13 protein-coding genes are annotated in these 18,231 nt (G+C 57.5%); 4 read left to right on the top strand and 9 right to left on the bottom strand.

Going from position 1 to position 18,231, the window contains the following annotated elements:
• Positions 1 to 2 precede the first annotated feature (2 nt).
• From LA5095_RS06990 to pdxR, 9 genes are all read right to left on the bottom strand, one after another.
• A complete protein-coding gene (locus tag LA5095_RS06990) occupies positions 3 to 1,178 on the bottom strand; it encodes a YcaO-like family protein (RefSeq protein ID WP_055113382.1) in 1,176 nt (391 codons plus the stop codon).
• Positions 1,179 to 1,182: 4 nt separating this feature from the next.
• Positions 1,183 to 4,329 (bottom strand): ATP-binding protein, encoded by a 3,147-nt coding sequence (locus tag LA5095_RS06985; protein WP_082442642.1) that lies wholly within the window; start codon positions 4,327 to 4,329, stop codon positions 1,183 to 1,185.
• Positions 4,330 to 4,649: 320 nt separating this feature from the next.
• Entirely contained in the window at positions 4,650 to 5,948 is a 1,299-nt protein-coding gene (locus tag LA5095_RS06980) for an NAD(P)/FAD-dependent oxidoreductase (protein ID WP_055113378.1), read from the bottom strand.
• A gap of 9 nt (positions 5,949 to 5,957) precedes the next feature.
• On the bottom strand, positions 5,958 to 7,580 hold the full coding sequence (locus LA5095_RS06975; RefSeq protein ID WP_055113376.1) for a GMC family oxidoreductase: 1,623 nt from the start codon (positions 7,578 to 7,580) through the stop codon (positions 5,958 to 5,960).
• Positions 7,581 to 7,613: 33 nt separating this feature from the next.
• Positions 7,614 to 8,474 (bottom strand): ABC transporter permease, encoded by an 861-nt coding sequence (locus LA5095_RS06970; protein WP_055113374.1) that lies wholly within the window; start codon positions 8,472 to 8,474, stop codon positions 7,614 to 7,616.
• Positions 8,475 to 8,485: 11 nt separating this feature from the next.
• Positions 8,486 to 9,358 (bottom strand): ABC transporter permease, encoded by an 873-nt coding sequence (locus tag LA5095_RS06965; protein WP_082442641.1) that lies wholly within the window; start codon positions 9,356 to 9,358, stop codon positions 8,486 to 8,488.
• Positions 9,355 to 10,476, bottom strand: a complete 1,122-nt coding sequence (locus LA5095_RS06960) for an ABC transporter ATP-binding protein (RefSeq protein ID WP_055113372.1) — start codon at positions 10,474 to 10,476, stop codon at positions 9,355 to 9,357. The genes LA5095_RS06965 and LA5095_RS06960 overlap by 4 nt, the downstream gene beginning before the upstream one ends.
• 126 nt (positions 10,477 to 10,602) lie before the next feature.
• Positions 10,603 to 11,679, bottom strand: coding sequence for an extracellular solute-binding protein (locus LA5095_RS06955; RefSeq protein WP_055404236.1), 1,077 nt, complete (start codon positions 11,677 to 11,679; stop codon positions 10,603 to 10,605).
• Positions 11,680 to 11,782: 103 nt separating this feature from the next.
• Positions 11,783 to 13,282, bottom strand: a complete 1,500-nt coding sequence (gene pdxR / locus LA5095_RS06950) for a MocR-like pyridoxine biosynthesis transcription factor PdxR (RefSeq protein ID WP_055113368.1) — start codon at positions 13,280 to 13,282, stop codon at positions 11,783 to 11,785.
• Positions 13,283 to 13,405: 123 nt separating this feature from the next.
• On the opposite strand from pdxR, the gene LA5095_RS06945 reads away from it, so the two are divergent.
• From LA5095_RS06945 to LA5095_RS06930, 4 genes are all read left to right on the top strand, one after another.
• Entirely contained in the window at positions 13,406 to 14,518 is a 1,113-nt protein-coding gene (locus LA5095_RS06945) for a mandelate racemase/muconate lactonizing enzyme family protein (protein WP_235808813.1), read from the top strand.
• 1 nt (position 14,519) lies between these two features.
• The gene (locus tag LA5095_RS06940; protein WP_055113366.1) at positions 14,520 to 16,013 is read left to right on the top strand and encodes an aldehyde dehydrogenase family protein; all 1,494 of its coding nucleotides are present in this window, start codon (positions 14,520 to 14,522) and stop codon (positions 16,011 to 16,013) included.
• A gap of 298 nt (positions 16,014 to 16,311) precedes the next feature.
• On the top strand, positions 16,312 to 17,040 hold the full coding sequence (locus LA5095_RS06935) for a FadR/GntR family transcriptional regulator (RefSeq protein WP_055113364.1): 729 nt from the start codon (positions 16,312 to 16,314) through the stop codon (positions 17,038 to 17,040).
• Positions 17,033 to 18,202: an aminotransferase class I/II-fold pyridoxal phosphate-dependent enzyme gene (locus tag LA5095_RS06930; RefSeq protein WP_055113362.1), complete on the top strand. Its 1,170-nt coding sequence runs from the start codon at positions 17,033 to 17,035 to the stop codon at positions 18,200 to 18,202. The genes LA5095_RS06935 and LA5095_RS06930 overlap by 8 nt, the downstream gene beginning before the upstream one ends.
• Positions 18,203 to 18,231 lie beyond the last annotated feature (29 nt).

Below are 18,231 nucleotides of genomic sequence, written 5' to 3'. Positions count from 1 at the left end.
GTTCAGTTGCCCTCCGCATTCGGAATGCCGAGCGTGACAACCCGTGTGATGAATAGCGGAATTTCCGAATTCGTCATCAGTGGCACGGCGACAGCCTGCTGTCCTTCTTCCTTGAGCATCCGGGCCAGATCGGAGGGTGTCTTGCTGAGTGGTGCTCCGGACAAGGGAGGTCGTCCTGCCGGTTTGCGATGCATTTGCGCGCGCTCGAACGCGATCAGGTCTTCGTCCGGCCGCCGGGGATAGTACTGCCAGGTTATGTCCTCCCTCCCGCCTGCGATCACCGAAACCCTGGTTTGGACCGCTTCCAGGAGAGCGGCAGTGAGCGCATCTGCTACCGTTTCACGGCAGGCAAATCCGTCGGCACAAAAGGGAAGCGATGTTGGAGAGGCGGATGCATCAAGAAGGCGGGCCCAAATGACCGGCAAGCCTTGTACCGCAGGACATTCATGAGCGGCGAAGAGAATACCTGCGTCCTTCAGGTTTCCCGCAAGGCGACGGCTGTTGCTGTCCATGAACTGATCAGGATCGAAGCGCGTCTTTTCAAAGAAACCGTGTGTCTGGGTGGCTTTGGCGGTGCTGAACCTTTCAAGCGTTTCGAACAATCCGTGCAGCAGGGCTTCGTCCGGGGTTGCGCCGCCGCCAAGTCCGGTTGTCGTTCTTTGAAAGGGTGTATCCGCATGAGGTGAAGCTGGCGTGTAGTCGGTGCTGACAAGTGCAGCCGGTACGGGGACGGGCGCGCCGGACAAGACGTCTGCTCCGTTGACAAAGGGCATCCCGGTTTCTTGCCATTTGTCATCTGCGTCGGGCAGAAGATGCCGGCACAGAATTTCTGCGGCCGCAGGGCCATATGTTTCTCCGGGCGTGGCGTTGCGATTGCCATTCTTGTCGACCTGTTCCCCGGCGAAAGTTTCCAGTGATTCCATCGCCGACGACACAGCGGCCTCTGCCAACGTCAATCCCTTTCCCTGACTGACGATGTTGGATCTGGCAAGCGGACGGATCGTCTGAACGACGGGAACCCCCACACGGTCAAGGCCGGTAACGTCGGCAAGCCGTGTTATCCCGAATGACTGCAAATGCGGCGTCAGGCGCTCAAGAAAGGTGTCTGCAGAAAACAGGCGCTGAAAATTCGATTTCCTGTGCTGGAGTTCCTGTTCCGGCGCATCACCTTCGGACACGGTGTCAGCCCCGTGACCCGGGCAGAAGTGCCAAGGCGCGATCGCGTTCGCGGCCGGCTTCGAGCTGTTTCAGAAAGCTGGCCGCGTCACTGCGGTGTTCACCAGTGGTCCGCTCCGGCAGAAGCATTATCCTGTCCGTCAGTGTTCGGAGAGCCAGCACGCTTGCATTTTGCTGTCTGGCGATATCTTCCGCTCTGGAAAGATCAGCGTCGACTTCAGTCTCATTTGATCCTGAGGCAGAGGTCAGGCGCGCGCGGCGGCGGTAAAGTTCGGCAAGCCAGAACGCATGGCCGGCAGCTTCGGCGCGTTCAATTGCAGAGCTTACGAGCCGAATGCCTTTTTCCTGCTGTCCAAGTTGTCCATCCAGCTCCGCGGCCATTTCCAGATAGACCGGGAAATCCTCTTCGGTGCCGATTTCCTGCTGGATCGCAAGACCCTGCGCAAGAGACTCTCGTCCATGAAACGGATCTCCTGCCATTCCGTTTGCCCAGCCGCCGAATATCAGGCTTTTGGCTTCAAGCGATTTGAGGTCATGTTCATCGGCAGCTTCACGCATCCGGCGTGCAAGAAGCGCGACCTGATCGATTTCGCCGCGATAGCGATGAAGCATGATTGCAATATCGAGAGCGTGACAGTTGCTGCCGACATGATCGATATGCCGGGCCCATCGTTCGGCTTCATCCAGATATCGAACAGCGGTTTCCGTCTGCCCCATGAACCAGGAGGACAGCGCCTTTTCGCCAAGACCGCAAACACGTGCATCATGGCCGCCATATCGCGTCCTGTGGTCGAGCGCTTCGTCTTCGTTATAGAGCTCCAGGCCTTTTGAAATCGCCTCCATGCAGTCTGTATGCTGTCCCGTATTGAACGCGGTTGCCCACCTGCAGTGCAGGGCCTGCAACTCGACTTCCTGATTGTTGGAACCGGCCAGATCGGCAAGTATAAGCTCGGCCCGCTCGCGCTGGGCCTGGAAGTCGGGTGCGGTAAACCACCAGCCCCAGTAGAGCGGAAAGCCAGCGGAGCGGTCTGTCTCCGGGTGCTCATGCAAGAGTTCAACACCGCGCTGATAAAGTTTGGAAGCCTCTTCGGAGCCTGTTCCATCCATAGTCGCCACGACCGGTCCCAGCAGTTTGACGATTTCGAGCTCAAGTGTGTCCGCTGCCGTTTTGTCCCTGAGTTTCACCGTGAGCTGCCTGGCATGGACCAATAACGCCCTTGCTTCCTTCAATGCAGATTGGGACGAAGCGGATCGGGCGGCATCGATATAGTGCCTGATGGCTTCTTCGCGCATTTGCGCATGCTCGGCATGCAGGGCCAGCTCAGCGCTGGTAAAGGTTTTGCCAAGCTCATCGTTCTGGGTAACGATCTTATAGAGTGCGGAATGAAGCGTTCGCTTGTTCGATCGCAGCAATCCGGAATAGGCCGCCTGTTGCACCAGCATGTGGCGAAACCGATAGGAATGCTCGATATCACTCGCCTGCTGTTCGATGAAACCGCCAGCAACGAGCTGTTGGAGGCTTTCTTCCGCCGATGCCGACGTTCCTGTTGTCGACAGGAGCGCGACCAGAGTGAGGACATTGAAGCTCCTGCCGATCACGCTGGCTGCCTGGGCCACGAACTTGGCGGATCCGAGAGCGCCAAGACGGGTCGCGAGCAGATCCTGAAGACTTGCCGTCTCATCAGACTCAAACAGTTTTTCCCACAACTTCTCATCAAGCGCGTCATCCGCACCCCGGTCCAGTACGAACCGCGTCAACTCTTCTGCAAAGAGCGGCACGCCGTCACATCTTGCAGTTATTGCCTCAACAAGCCTGGACGGCAGATGTGAAGCTCCTGCAAGGTTCTGGATCAACTCAACGATGCTGTCCGAATTCAATCGCGCCAACTGAAGCGCAGAAAAGTTCTCCGCGTCTTTCCATTCTCTTTCGGGCGGGTTTCTGGACGTGACAATCACATAGACGGGGGAGGATCTTATGCGAGCCCGTAATTGTGCAACGATCTCAAGTGTCTGGCTATCCGCCCAGTGCAGGTCTTCAATCTTCATCACGCAAGGCTTTGCGCTCGCGATTGCCATAACCGCATCGACCAGCGTCTCGACTGCGGAATGCGCCGGACCAGTCTTGTCCGGTTCAACTCCCTGAGCTGTCTGCGAAAGCGGTGCCATCAGAAATGCCATGGATTCGAAAAACTCGGCTGGATGATCACCCGGCAGGGACAGGGTGGCCCTGATAGCGTCGGCAGATGGCGCTTCGAAATCAAAATCAGGGTCGTGCCTTTGCAGCACCGTGCGCAGGCTCCTTACCACCGGGTAGTAAGGTGTATCCTGGCTCGCCGGCTCACACTGAAAGTCGAGCACGTGCGCGCCGTCGTTGCGGGCAAGTTCCACGACCTGGTGGCATAGACGGGATTTGCCGATCCCGGGTTCTCCATGCAGGTAAAGAACCTGCCCCTTGCCGGAAAACGCCTCCTTCCAGCGCAACTCGGCGTGTGAAAATTCGGACTCGCGAGCCAGAAACGGTTGAGACTTGTTTCGCAATGTCTCGAAGCGATCGTTCGATTTTCTCCGTCCCAGAGGCTGCCAGAGAGCATGGGGTTCATTGAATCCCTTCAGCTCCCGCGCTCCAAGGCTTTCGTAGTGAAACAGTTTGCGCGTCGCCTTGTAAGTCGCATTGGATACGGCGACCGTTCCGACATTCGCTTCACCTTGAATGCGCGCTGCAAGCGTTGGTGCGATTCCGACAATCTCATCGCGGGTTGCAAGGGCACCGCTGCCGGCCTTTCCGGCCACCGCGGTTCCGGTTGCAATTCCAACCCTGATCCTTATTGCCTCGTCAAAATTCTCCTGGACCTTTGTGCACTCGCGCAAGATCGCCAGTCCGGCTGACACCGCTTGAAAGGGGGCATCTTCATTTGGCTCGGGATAGCCGAAATAGGCCGAACCGCCATCGCCCATCAGAAGGTCCAGATGTCCGTCATACGCTGCAAGTGCGCGGTGCGCAGCCTGGTGAACTGCTTGCTGGATTTCACGGAAGTCTTCGATATCCATGTTGTTGACCATGGTCGTGGAACCGACCATGTCATAGAACAGGGCCGTAATCTGACGGCGCTCTCCCATTTCAATATCAATATCTCTGGAAGTGTCCCGTGTCATTTCCCGCCTTCGGCCTGCATCGCCAGAGTGAAGCAGAAGCGTCGATATTATCAACACTTCGCATGTCAGCTAGGGGTGAGCATATCCCGCCCCGGAACAAGGAGAATTGTCATTCGTTGTTGTCTCCAGTCTATCAGATAGCGAAAAAATCAAAACATAACTATTTGTTAATTCTGCAATTATTGTTTATCGCGCGCATGCATCCCGTGAATGCACAGTTTACCGTAATTCCCCGTTTCGACGACCTCGAGACGAGGCGCTGATCCGTGCCAGTTTCGCTGCGCTACAGAACCCGTCGGTACCGTGCGTTGGGGAAATGGTCAGACCCCCAGCTTGTCCCTCAGTCGGTAGACCAGGACAGACGGAGCCAGGAACCACGGGTTTCCGGTGTAGAGCGGCCGTGTCGGATAGGAAATGCGTTCGAACGCCGACGGCGTCTTTTCGGTGCCGGCGGCTTTCCGGCCCATCCGCATGCCAAGATAGCTGGCCATGCCAACCCCGGAGCCGCAATATCCCGTTGCGAAATAGAGCCCGTCATCCTCCCCACAATGTGCCAGCGTGTCGAAGGTATAGCCGACAAATCCCATCCACCCATGGCTGACCCTGACGTCTGCCAGGTCGGGAAACAGCGCAACCATGTCTTTGTGCAGCTTCGCCGCGCTGTTGTGCGGGTCGGTTTCTCGCAGGGATACACGTCCACCAAACAGGATCCGTTTTCTGTCGGGTGACAGCCTGTAGTAATAGACGAGCTTGCGCGTGTCCGAGAGCACGCGGTCGGTTGGGAACAATTTGTCGATTGTTTCCTTCGGTATCTCGTCCGTGGCGATGACGTAGGAGCCGATCGGAATAATCCGGCGCTGATGCCAGGGGGACAGCGCTCCTGAATACCCGTTGGTTGCCAGAATGATCCGGCCTGCCTTCAGGCTGCCCGCGCTCGTTGTCACCTTGAAACCATTTCCACAACGTTCGATCGAGTTCACCCGGCAATTGCCGCGGACGATCGCTCCCACCGAGAGAACCTTGTTCAGGAGTGAAGGAAGGTATCTGGAAACATCAATGCTGCAGTGCCGGGGCAGAACCATGCCACCGTGATAGGCATCGGTTCCGAGCTCGGATGCCATCTCGGTTTTCGGGACCATGAATGCATCGGTCTTCCACACTGGATGTGCCGCCTCGCATTCTCTCGCAAGGGACTCGTAGAGATGGCGTTTGTGCGCCCCGTGAAAGCGACCGACTTCCTGCAGGCCGAGGTCAAGACCCTCCTGGCTGGAAAGTTCGTGCATGTAATCGAGAGACGTCTGGCCCTCCTGGCAGAGTGCTACTGCAAGGTCGGTTCCATACCTTTTGGCTAGCTTCGAAAAGGATGGTTTCAGACTCGTTGATAGCTGGCCGCCATTGCGCATGGAACAGCCCCAACCCGGGTGTTCCGCATCGAGAACCAGGGTGCCGAGGCCCTCGCGCGCAGTCTGGAGGGCCGCGTTCAGTCCGGTGTAACCCGCGCCGATGACGAGGATGTCGATCTCGTCGGGCAGGGAAGTTTCCGGCACCTCCACTTTCGGTGCAATATCCTGCCAATATGGAGTTGTCTTGTAGTCGTTCGTGAACAGCTCCGCGCGCATCCCGTTTCTTTATGCCGCCCTTGTGTCTTCCAGGATCATGTCCGAACCCTTTTCGCCCACCATGATCGCAGGTGCGTTGGTATTGCCGGAGGTGACGGTCGGAAAAATCGAGGCGTCGACAACACGAAGCCCCTCAATGCCATAGACCTTCAGCCGGTTGTCGACCACGTTTTCGTTGTCATCCGGGCCCATGCGGCAGGTGCCGACGGGGTGGAAGACTGTCGAACAGCGATTGCGCACGTCCTCCAGAATTTCCTCGTCCGACTGTACGCCGGAACCCGGTTTGATCTCTTCTTCAATGATTTCCTGCAGGGCAGGGCTTTGCGCGATCTGCCGCAGCAACTTGCAGCCTTCGACCATCTCGTTGAGGTCATGGTTGGTGCTGAGCGAATTCGGGTGAATTTCCGGTGTGTCGAACGGATCGCCCGAGCGAAGTGCGATATGGCCTCGGCTCGTCGGACGGGTGGGCTGCATGCCGAGCAGGAAACCCGGGAAAGGGTCCGGGTTCATCAGTGGCCGCTTGCCCTGCGGGGCCTTGGTGTAGCTTACCGGTGAGAAATAGAGCTGCATGTTCGGCCGGGCGCACTCCGGATTGCTTTTCACGAAGCCGCCTGCCTGATTGACGCTGAGCGACAGCGGACCGCGCCGGGTCAGCACATAGCGGATGCCTTGTGCCAGCTTGCCCCACCAGGGATAAAGTTGCTGATTAAGGGTCGGGACCCTGGATCTGTAGAGGTAGTCATGCCCCAGATGATCCTGAAGGTTCTTGCCGACGGCCGGGTGATGAAGAACGGTTTCAATGCCCTTTGCCTGCAATTCGCTGCCATCCCCGATCCCGGAAAGCATCAGGATCTGGGGCGAGTTCACCGCTCCGGCGCTCAAGACGACTTCCCGCCGCGCGGTCACGGTCGTCTCTGCATCATTGCGACTGTAGACAACACCCGCAACCTTGCCCGCCTGTAGAACGAGCCGTGTGGCATGCGCCCGGGTGATCACCGTTACATTCGGCCGCTTTCTTGCCGGAGACAGATAGGCGCGCGCAGTCGACATGCGAAAACCGTCTTTGGCCGTTATCTGGTAGAGCCCGACGCCTTCCTGGTCAGCGCCGTTAAAGTCCGGATTTTGTGCGAAACCGGTTTCCTGCGCGGCAGCAAGAAAGTTTGCGCAAAGAGGGTGGACATCCCCTGTCACGCTGGAAACGTGCAAGGGGCCGTCGCCGCCCCGATAGTCGCAAGACCCTGCGTCATTGGTTTCCGAACGGCGGAAATAGGGCAGGACGTCATCCCAGCCCCATCCCGGATTGCCCATCGCCTTCCAGTCCTCGAAATCCGCGTGCTGACCTCGGATATAGACCATCGCATTGATGGAACTGCTTCCACCCAGCACTTTTCCGCGCGGCCAGTATCCGGACCGGTTGTTGAGACCCGGATCGGGTTCTGTCTGGTACATCCAGTTGATGTGCCGGTTATAGAACGCCTTGCCGTAGCCGATCGGCATCCAGATCCAGAAATTCAGATCCGATCCACCGGCTTCCAGAACGCAGACTGAGTATTTCCCGTTTTCAGAGAGCCTGTCGGCAACCACCGCCCCGGCGGATCCCGCTCCCACAATGACAAAGTCAAACTCGGCCATGATGTTTCCTTACCTAAACCGGGAATGCGGAGCCTATTGGCCCGACCTGTCGCGCTGTATCAAGATCGACAAGAGCGCAAGCAGGCCCGATCCGACCATCAGGAAGAACGAGACCGCGTTCAGAACCGGAGTGGAACCGACCTTTGCCATACGGTCATACATGGTGATGGTAAGCGGGGCTTCAGATCCGACCAGGAACAGGGTCGTGTTGAAATTTTCGAACGAGACCAGGAAGGCAACAATACCCGCGGCAATCATCGCGGGGCGCAGGAATGGAAGCGTTATCGTGCGCAAGACTCGCGCCCTGGAAGCTCCCAGGTTGAACGCCGCTTCTTCCATCGTTTCGTCAAACTTCTTCAGCCTGGCCGTAATCACCAGCGATGTGATGGTGGCGATGAAGGAAAACTGGCCGACGACTACAAGCAGAATGCCGGGTCGCAGAAACTCCAGTTCCAGATCGAACCGGTTCTCGACATAGTTTGCCGTGTCGCTGGCCAGCACCAGTATGGAGATGCCGAGGATCACACCGGGGATCACCAGCGGAACAACCATCATGATGTAGAAGAAGTTCTTGCCCGGAAATTCTCCACGAACGAACAGGAAGGCATTGGTCGTGCCGACAAAGACCGAAAGGGCCGACACGAAAATCGCGATGACAAAGGAATAATAGAGGCCCTGCAGAAGGCGCCGGTCATGAAACATGCCGAGTTTCGGTTCCGTGTCACCGAAGAACCAGTCCAACGTGAACCCCTGCCAGGGCAAAGCGGGGAACAGGCTGTCATTGAAGGCGAAGGCGCCGGCCGAGATGAGTGGCGCTGCCAGAAAAATGAAGAAGGCGACGACGTAGAGCCGGTAACCGAGCAGGAACGGCGTGGCCTTTTTTTGCACAAGCATGACGGTCCTCCTCAGCTCTTGGCGACAGTATTGGCCAGCGTCTGTCCGCTCAGTTTCAGGCCGAGCCAGATGACGAGGGAGGTGAAGAACAGAAGCAGCATGCCGAACGCCGCGCCGCCTTCCCAGTTAAAACGGGTGATGAACTGGTTGTAGATCTGTTCGGTGAACCAGCTCGAGTTCTTTCCGCCCAGCAGGATCGGTGTGAGGTACGAGCCTGCGGTCAACATGAAGGTCACGATGCAACCGGCGACGATGCCGGGCATTGCATAGGGAATGATGATGCGGCGCAGCACGGTAAACCCGCTGCCCCCGAGATTGTAACCCGCCTCGATCATCGCGTTGTCCATGCCGTCGAGGGTCGAAACCAGTGGCACGATCATGAACAGGATCACCGTGTAGGTCAGGCCGACGATGACCGCGACATCATTGTAGAGAAATTCGACAGGTTCGCCGATGAGCCCGGTCCAGAGCAGGAAATTCGAAATCACGCCCGTTTCGCGCAGAAGCAGAATCCAGCCAAAGGCGCGGATCAGGTCGCTGACCCACAACGGAATGAGACACAGGAGAAACAGACCGCCACGAGAACGCGGGCCCGCGATCTTGGCAATGTAGTAGGCAATCGGAAAGCCGATCAGCAGCGCCAATGCGGTTACCAGCAAGGACATCGATCCCGTGCGCAGGAGCGTGTTCCAGTAGATCGGCTCGTTCAGGAATTCCAGATAGTTGGCAAAACTGTATTCATAAACGCGCGGGGCGATTTTCTCCTTGAGCGAAAGGACAACCATGCCGATATGCGGCAGGATGACCAGAAGGATGATCCAGAGCGCGAAAGGCGCAAACAGCAGGTAGAGCGAAAGCCGCTTGATATCCTTGTTCTGCATCATGCTTTCCCCTGGTCGGCAAAGCACATGGACTGTTTGGACGACCAGACGAGATGCACGTCCTCACCGGGTTTCAGATCGTTTTCACCTGTCAGCGTGACATCGGATTCGACCAGCTCCCCGCTACCTGTGCGCACCAGCACCCGGCTGTTCGCACCATTGAAAAGCAGGCTGTCGACAATACCGTCCATCCGGTTTTCACCTGCGGCGTCCTGCAAGTCGCCGCCACCGGCCCGAACCGTCCTGATGAATTCGGGCCGAACAAAGATGTTGACCCTGGAGCCTTCCTGCATGGTTTTTTCACCGGCTGAGGAAAAACTCATCGGCAGACCCTGTTCGGTTTCCACCTTGCCACCCGTGCTGTCACTCGACTTCACGACACCAGACCAGCGGTTGCTGTCGCCGACAAAGCTTGCGACGAATGCGGTGCTGGGGTGGTGATAGAGTTCCTGCGGTGTGCCGATCTGCTCAAATTCGCCCTGATTCATGATGGCGACGTTGTCCGACATCACCAGAGCTTCCGACTGGTCGTGGGTGATGTAGACGAAGGTGGTGTTGAACTGGTGCTGCAGCAGTTTCAGTTCGATCTTCATCGCTTCGCGCAGCTTCAGATCGAGTGCACCAAGCGGCTCGTCAAGCAACAGAACGTCCGGATCGAGCACCATGCAGCGCGCAATGGCAATTCGTTGTTTCTGCCCCCCGGACAGCTGGTGTATTTCACGCTCAGCCACATCGGGCAGAGCAATGCGTTCCAGCACGTCGTGAACCTTGCGTTTGATTTCGGCATTGCCGACGCCGTTGCATCTGAGGCCATAGGCAATGTTCTCGTAGACGTTCATCATCGGGAACAGTGCCAGATGCTGGAACACCATCTTGACGTTGCGCTTGTTCGGCGGTGTGCCGAGAACAGATTTTCCCTTGATCCTGATGTCGCCTCCACTGGGGTCTTCAAAACCGGCAATCATCCGCATCAATGTCGTCTTGCCGCATCCAGACGGCCCGAGGATGGAAAAGAATGAGCCACTCGGGATGTCGAACGAAACGTCCTTGACCGCACGAATGGAGCCAAAGTTCTTGGATACGTCCAGGCATTCAAGATCGTAGGAAGGGTTGTCTGTCATCGGGGCACGCCAACTGGAAGTTCAGAAAGTTGGGGGATACCGGGTTGCCGCGGTATCCCCCAACTGCAGGTAATTTGAGCCTTTTTGCTCTTGTTCGACGGGCGGGTTCAACCTGCCCCGAACGGATCAGCCTCCGGTGGCCGCCTTGATTTTCTCAAGGGTCTTGCCTTCCATGTCTTCCACACCTGGAGGAATGTTCGCGAAAAACTTCAGGTTGTCGATGTCTTCGGCCGTGAATGCCGCATTCACGGCTGCCTTCTTGTCTTCGGGAAGAAGATCCTGACCACCCTTGACGGCCGCGATCGCGCCCGTGCTCGCGGACATCAGCGTGACATTTTCCGGGCGCAGGACGAAGTTGATCCACTTGTAGGCAGCATCGTCAGCCTTGGCCTTGCGTGGCAGCGCGAAAGTGTCGATCCAGGCAAGCGCGCCTTCCTTGGGTGGCACGAACACGATGTTTTTGTTCTGGTCGAACAGCTTGTAGGCCGTGGAGTCCCAGGTTTCGGAGCCGACGATTTCACCCGACAGCATCATGGCGGACAGATCGTCCCCGCCTTTCCAGTAGGCCTTGATGTTGCCCTTGCACTCGATCAGTTTCTCGGCAACCTTGTCCAGAATGCCCTGGTACTTATCAAGATCGGAATAGGCGGCAAAGGGATCCTCGCCCATCGAGAATGCCGTTCCCAGCAGGATCGTGCGCTTGAGGCGCATCGAGGTCTTGCCTTCGTAAGCGGGATTGCAGAGGTCTGCCCAGCTCTTCAGGTCCGGTGCCTTGGTCTTGTCAGCCATCAGGCCGGACGTGCCCCACTGGTGCGGGACCGCATAGACCTCACCCTCGATCGTGGTGTTTTCCTTCACACCGTCGAGAAGTTTGGCTTCCATGACGGAAGTATCGATCTTTGACAGATCCAGTGGCTTGTAGATGTCATATTCCAGCTGCGCGGCATAGATGCGGTCGTGGCTCGGCTGGGCAAGATCAAAGCCTGCACCGCCGGTTGCACGCAGTTTCGCGATCATTTCCTCGTTGTTCGAGAAAGTCACTTCAACATCAATGTCCGGATATTCAGCTTCGAATTTTTCGATCAGCTCATCCGGTGCATACGACCCCCAGGTCAACAGGCGCAGCGTTTCCGCCTGTGCGGATCCGGCCCCGGCGAGCATGGTCGCTGCCAATAGTCCGGCTAAAGTTGTTTTGAAATGCATGACTTCCTCCATGAATACACGCAGCAAAATTACCGATATCGAGGTTAGGAGTGAATTGGCCTGTGAAATATAGCCATTACGGATAATTTAGCAGTCCAATTGACTATGCCGATATGCGTCCACTTTGGCAGTCCGCGAGAATTTTCTCAAGTATGTTGATGCCCTTACGGATTTCATCGGGACCAGTACTGCCGAAGCCGAGTACAATACCGCGCTGCGAAATCGGGCCGAGGGCATATCGTGAAAGCGGTACCGTGGTGATGCCTTCTTCTGCCGCTCTTGCAACGATCAGATCTTCATCAAGCGGGGGCCGTACAAGCCCGACGGCATGAAAGCCGCTACTGGTCGGCTGCAGGTCGATCCGGCCCTTCAACCTTCCTGCTTCGTCCATCAGTGTGTCGTGGCGTTCCCTGTAAAGCTGACGCATCGTTCGGATATGCGTGGCGAACATGCCCTCGTCCATGAATTCGGCAACGATCGCCTGCGTGACGGTGGGTACCCCGGCAAGCCAGGTCTGGCAGACGCGCTCGAAACTTTCCACAAGGGGTTCGGGGACCAGTGCGAAACCAAGCCTGAGCGCTGGAAACAGAGATTTCGAGAAGGTGCCGACATAGATTACCCGTCCGTGCGTGTCGATGCTTTTGAGGGTCGGCGGCGGTTGATCGCCGTAGTAGAATTCGCCGTCATAGTCATCTTCCACGATCATCGCATCGGCGTCGTTCGCAGCTTTGAGAAGCGCAAGGCGACGGGACAGGCTCATTACATGTCCGAGTGGTTGCTGATGCGACGGAGTGACGAATGCCAGCCGGAAATGGGGTGACTTGGACAGTCCGTCGTCGATGCACAACCCATCCTCGTCGACCTTCACCGGCACCGGTGACGCGCCAATTGCAACGAAGGCATTGCGCGCACCGATCGCACCGGGATTTTCGAACCAGATCGGCTCGCCGGGATTGACCAGCATTCCGCCGATCAGCGAAAAGGCGCGCTGGGCTCCGTTGGTAATGAATATCTGCTCGGGGGAGCACTTGATGCCGCGTGAGGCGTTGAGTTGTCTTGCGATCGCATTTCTGAGGCCCGCGTAGCCGAATGGTTCGCCGTAGCCGGTGATATGGTCGCGGTCCTTGCGCCAGTGCCGGCCGGACAATTTCGCCCACTGCGCCATCGGAAAGGCGTCGAGGGCCGGCAATGCCGACACAAATGCCTGCGACTTGTGTGGCAGCCGCGCCCGCGGTGCAAGATCCGGTATGGCGTGCCTGGATGCATGCGACAGCCGGGGAACGACCGGAACGACATTGTCAGCGCTGCTGGAAGGCTTGGGAACCAGGCGGGCATTCAGTGCCTCGCTGACATATGTGCCGGATCCGACGCGGGCTTCCAGAAGACCCTCGGATATCAGCCTGTCGATGGCATCGATCACGGTTGTCCGCGAGACGCCGATTTCGCGCGCCAGCGTGCGGGTCGCCGGCAATCTGTCACCAGGTGTCAGGGCGCCGGTCAGCAGCAGGTCGCGCAAGGCCATGTAGAGCTGGATCGAGATTTTCTTTTCGGCGGTCTTGTCGATCTTGATGGATGACAGGACAGCGCCGGCGTGCCGTTTCATGATGCTCTCCCAATTGGTATGAGAGTTTCAGCAAAACGGACCTTAAATCAAGTCCAATTTTGAGTAGTTTGCAGTAAGGAAACCGAATTTGCCCTGTGGGTACATCCCCCTCAAGGACCTGATATGAATATGAAAATCCGATCCATCGAAACATTTACAGATGAATTTGTCTGCTTCGTCCGCGTGACGTCGGACAGTGGCGCAACCGGTTGGGGGCAGGTCGCACCCTATTATGCCGATATCACTGCCGAGGTGGTGCATCGACAGGTGGCTCCCTATGCACTGGGCGAGGATGCGCTCGATATCGAGAAGCTCATGGATGTCATTCCGGACCGGGAGCACAAGTTTCCGGGGTCTTACCTGCGCCGGGCGATGGGTGGGCTCGATACCGCCCTGTTCGACCTGAGGGGCAAGCTGGAAGGCAAGCCGGTTTGCGAACTTCTCGGAGGGACGCCAGGCCGGGTACGCGCGTATGGTTCGTCGATGAAGCGGGACATTACAGCTCGCGATGAGGCCGATCGGCTGAAGAAACAGCAGGACGACCATGGATTTACCGCTTTCAAATTCCGGATCGGTGCCGAATGCGGGCGCGATCAGGACGAGTGGCCGGGACGCACGGAAGAGATCGTGCCGACGATGCGAAAGTCATTCGCTGATGATACCGCCTTGTTGGTGGATGCGAATTCCTGTTACTCGCCGCAAAAGGCGATCGAAATCGGGCGGTTCCTCCGGGACAACGGAATATCGCACTATGAAGAACCGTGTCCCTACTGGCATTACGACCAGACCAAAGAGGTGACCGAGGCCCTGGATATCGACGTAACAGGAGGTGAACAGGATTGTTCGCTGGTCGACTGGAAACGCATGATCGATCAGCGGGTCGTCGATATCATTCAGCCGGATGTCTGCTATCTCGGCGGCATGGTGCGCACAATGAAGGTTGCGCAGATGGCTCAGGAAGCCGGGATACCCTGCACACCACACGCTGCGAACCTGTCGCTGGTGACGCTCTTTACCATGCATCTTCTGCGCGCGATCCCGAATGCCGGAAAGTACCTGGAGTTTTCCATCGAGCAGGAGGACTACTATCCGTGGCAATATGATCTTTACGTTTCATCGCCCTACACGATCACCGATGGACACGCCACGGTAACGGACGCTCCGGGCTGGGGCGTAGAGATCAATCCCGAATGGCTGGCGAAATCCGCTTACAAGATCAGTTCCCTGGAGCACTGACATGACCGATGCCAACGACCTGATTGCCGAATACCGCAACACCGGCACGCTCGGCTCGCTGCCGATGGGACATTTCATCGACGGCGCTTTCTCCGAACCGGTGCACAACCGGACCATGGAGAGTTTCGACCCCGGCACGGGTGTGCCTTTCGCACGCTTCACGGCCGGCACAAAGGAGGATGTCGATCAGGCTGTCGCGTCGTCGCGACTGGCGTTTGAAGCTGACTGGCGCGACATGGCACCGGTCGAACGGTCTCGCATCCTGCAGCGCGCCGCCGCACTGATCCTTGAAAACCTGGATCTTCTTGCGGTGGTGGAGACGCTGGACAGCGGCAAGGCCCTTCAGGAAGCAATGGGTGATGTTCGTGGTGCCGCGCGCACGTTCGAGTATTATGCCGGGGCTTGCGACAAGCTTCAGGGGGACAGTTTTCCGCTCGGTCCGGACTATATCGGGTATACGATCCATGAGCCGGTTGGCGTGACGGCCCATATCATTCCATGGAATTTTCCGATTTCAACAGCCGCGCGGGGGTTTGCGCCTGCGTTGGCTGCTGGGTGTACCGTTGTTGCCAAACCGGCAGAGCAGACGCCGTATACCGCCCTGATCCTGGCAGATCTGCTGCACAAGGCGGGCCTTCCGGCGGGTGTTTGCAACGTTGTCACGGGAACGGGGCCGGAAACCGGTGCTCCGCTGACAAACCATCCCGGCGTCGACCATATCACCTTCACCGGCTCCGTTCAGACGGGGCGGGCGGTGATGAAGGCGGCCGCGGAAGATATCACCCGTGTGGTGCTTGAACTCGGCGGCAAATCGCCTGTTGTGGTGCTTGGCGATTGCGACAGGGAGCAGGCACTTGCCGGTGTCCTTGGTGCGATTTACGAAAACGCCGGGCAGATCTGTTCAGCCGGCTCGAGGCTTGTGGTTGAAAAAAGCATTCACGACGAGTTTGTTGATGAGCTTGTCGCCCGAACCAGGGCGTTGAATTTGGGGCACGGACTGGCCAATCCGGATGTCGGGCCGGTGAATTCCTCGGAGCATCTGGCAAAGATTGCAGGCTTTCTCGATCGGGCCAGGAGCAGGGGGGCTGAAATCGTCACCGGTGGTTCGGTCACCGAAGACCCGGCAACCGGCCAGGGCTGGTTTTTCGAGCCGACAATCGTCAACTCGGTTGCTGCTGATGACGAATTGGCACAGGAGGAAATTTTCGGCCCTGTCCTGGCGGTGCAGGTCGCAGATGATGCTGACCATGCTCTGGCGCTTGCCAATGACTGCCAATACGGCCTGGTTGCCGGAATCTATACCTCGAATTTTGCGAAGGCACATCAGCTTGCCCGCAAGATCGACGCCGGGCAGATTTACATCAACGAATATTTCGCCGGTGGAATTGAAGTGCCGTTCGGTGGCAACAAGAAATCGGGCTTCGGCCGGGAAAAGGGTCTTGAGGGTCTGGCCAGTTACTGCAAGACCAAGAGTATTGCTGCCCGGATCGGCTGATACGACACGTTGACAGTTCAAGTTTGCACTGGCCGGCTTCAGGTTCCCCGAAGCCGGCTGTTTTTTTGTTCTGGCCGCTCCGACGCATCGGGTTTTTCCAGCAAGGATATCGCGATTTTGGTTCGGATTCACCGGAATTGGCGCTGAGGAATTTTGCTTTTTTTAACCTAAAAAATCAATTAAAACAATCTCTTGATAGGAGAATCTATTTTTCAAAAAACTTTGTCTGACATAATGTTTACAATGTCTGACAAAGTGATATCATTCGATCCAGCAACAGAAAGGTCGACATCGGTCCATGCCGGGAAAAGCACCGACAAAGAAACTCTCCACCCAAGAACACGCCGCAGAAGAGCCTCGTGATGTGCCGCACGCGCTCATCAAGCTGATCGAGGACGAAGGGCTGCAGGTTGGCGACCGGTTGCCACCGGAGCTGGAGCTCGTGCACCGGCTCGGTTTTGGTCGATCAACCATTCGCGAAACCCTGAAAACCTGGGAGAGCATGGGTGTCGTCAGCCGAAACAAGGGGGCGGGCACCAGGCTGATTGCAGAGATGTCCCGGAACACGTTGCGGGTGGCGCTGACCATCAAGCACGAAGCGGAAAGCCTGATCAGGATGCAGCAGGTCCGCAGGCCGCTGGAAATCGAAGCGGTGCGCCTGGCAACGCGGCTTGCCACCCCTGATCAACGCCGCGTCATCAATGCACGTGCTGCGGAACTTATTGCCGTTTTTGAGGCTGGTGAAGACTGGCGCCCGGCCGATCACCGATTTCACAAGGCGGTTCATGAAGCGACCGGCAATCTGCTGTTCGAACAGATCATCGACCAGATCCTGAAGTGCTTTCACGACATTTACGAAACGCCGTTCGGAAAACCCCATCTTGGTCAGGACACGATACCGCTGCACAAGCCGTTGGCCGCCGCAATCATCGCCGGCGATGAGGAAGAGGCCGCCGAACTGACCGCGCGTATCATCGACATGGTCTGTACCGAAACCCAGAAAATCGCCGAGGAATGCAATGACTGAGCGTCCTGATGGTGATTTTTCGATCGATACCTTGCTGGCCGCAGTCGCTGTCGGAGCGGGTGGCGCCGTTGTCCCACCCATTGTGCAGACGTCGCTCTTCTCGTTTGACAACTACAAGGCGTTCGAGGACCGGATGGCCGGCCGGTCCGACGATCCGCTCTACACCCGCGTCCAGAACCCGACCGTGGCGGCGTTCGAGAACATGGTTGCCGGCGCGGAGGAAGGCGAGGCAGCCGTCGGTTTCGCTTCCGGCATGGCAGCCATTTCCTCGACAGTTCTTGCGCTGGTCAAGCCGGGAGACCGCATTGCCTGCGTAGAACATGTCTACCCGGACGCGTATCGGTTCTTTGAGCGCTTGCTCCGGCCTTTCGGAGTGGACGTCACCTATCATCCGGTGGATGATTTCGAGAATGACCCGGACCTGCTTGCAGGCGTGAAAATCGCCTATCTGGAAAGCCCGAATACCGTGGTGTTCCAGGCGATGAACCTGCCGAAAGTCGCAGCTCATGCGAAACGGCACGGCGCGCTCACGGTGATCGACAATTCCTGGGCAACCCCGGTGTTTCAGCGTCCGCTGACCCTCGGGGTCGACATCGTGCTTCACTCAGCATCCAAATACCTGTCCGGACATTCAGACACGGTCGCCGGAGTTGTTGTTGCCAATGCCGAACTGATCGGCCGGATCCGCGACCTGTCGCTGTCGTTGCTTGGCGGCAAGCTTGCGCCTTTTGAAGCCTTTCTGCTCACACGCGGGCTGCGAACACTCGGCGCCCGCATGAGGCAGCATCAGTCCACAGCGAACCGGTTTGTCGACAATCTTTCCGCCCATGCGCTGGTCAGAAACGTTCTGTCTCCCGGACCTAATTCTGTGCCGGGACTGACCGGACGGTCAGGGCTTCTGTCCGTCGAACTCGACGAAAGAGTCAGCATTCCGGATTTTGCAGATGCGTTGAAGCTGTTCCGTCTCGGCGTGAGCTGGGGCGGATTTGAAAGCCTGGTTCTGCCGGCGCAAATCGCACTCAACCAGGCCGGGGAAGAAAATTCCCTGCAGCATTTCGGAGTGTCCGGCCGGATCGTGCGGCTGAGCCTTGGACTTGAAGACCCCAGAGACCTTTGGGCCGATTTCGACGCGGCCCTCAACTTAAGCGCCAACCGGAAATAAGGCGTGTTGCAAAACCATCAGGGAACCAG

Origin of the sequence: Roseibium album, assembly GCF_001404515.1 — a bacterium.
In the GTDB taxonomy this organism is placed as follows: Bacteria; Pseudomonadota; Alphaproteobacteria; order Rhizobiales; family Stappiaceae; genus Roseibium; species Roseibium album.
The sequence above is the reverse complement of the archived record's forward strand: the minus strand, read 5'-3'. Positions and strand labels throughout refer to the sequence as shown.

Bases quoted from the DNA above. Each gene is read 5' to 3' on its own strand.
- LA5095_RS06985 (WP_082442642.1), bottom strand. From the start codon at position 4,329: ATGACACGGGACACTTCCAGAGATATTGATATTGAAATGGGAGAGCGC.
- LA5095_RS06980 (WP_055113378.1), bottom strand. From the start codon at position 5,948: ATGCGCGCGGAGCTGTTCACGAACGACTACAAGACAACTCCATATTGG.
- LA5095_RS06975 (WP_055113376.1), bottom strand. From the start codon at position 7,580: ATGGCCGAGTTTGACTTTGTCATTGTGGGAGCGGGATCCGCCGGGGCG.
- LA5095_RS06970 (WP_055113374.1), bottom strand. From the start codon at position 8,474: ATGCTTGTGCAAAAAAAGGCCACGCCGTTCCTGCTCGGTTACCGGCTC.
- LA5095_RS06965 (WP_082442641.1), bottom strand. From the start codon at position 9,358: ATGATGCAGAACAAGGATATCAAGCGGCTTTCGCTCTACCTGCTGTTT.
- LA5095_RS06960 (WP_055113372.1), bottom strand. From the start codon at position 10,476: ATGACAGACAACCCTTCCTACGATCTTGAATGCCTGGACGTATCCAAG.
- LA5095_RS06955 (WP_055404236.1), bottom strand. From the start codon at position 11,679: ATGCATTTCAAAACAACTTTAGCCGGACTATTGGCAGCGACCATGCTC.
- pdxR (WP_055113368.1), bottom strand. From the start codon at position 13,282: ATGAAACGGCACGCCGGCGCTGTCCTGTCATCCATCAAGATCGACAAG.
- LA5095_RS06945 (WP_235808813.1), top strand. From the start codon at position 13,406: ATGAATATGAAAATCCGATCCATCGAAACATTTACAGATGAATTTGTC.
- LA5095_RS06940 (WP_055113366.1), top strand. From the start codon at position 14,520: ATGACCGATGCCAACGACCTGATTGCCGAATACCGCAACACCGGCACG.
- LA5095_RS06935 (WP_055113364.1), top strand. From the start codon at position 16,312: ATGCCGGGAAAAGCACCGACAAAGAAACTCTCCACCCAAGAACACGCC.
- LA5095_RS06930 (WP_055113362.1), top strand. From the start codon at position 17,033: ATGACTGAGCGTCCTGATGGTGATTTTTCGATCGATACCTTGCTGGCC.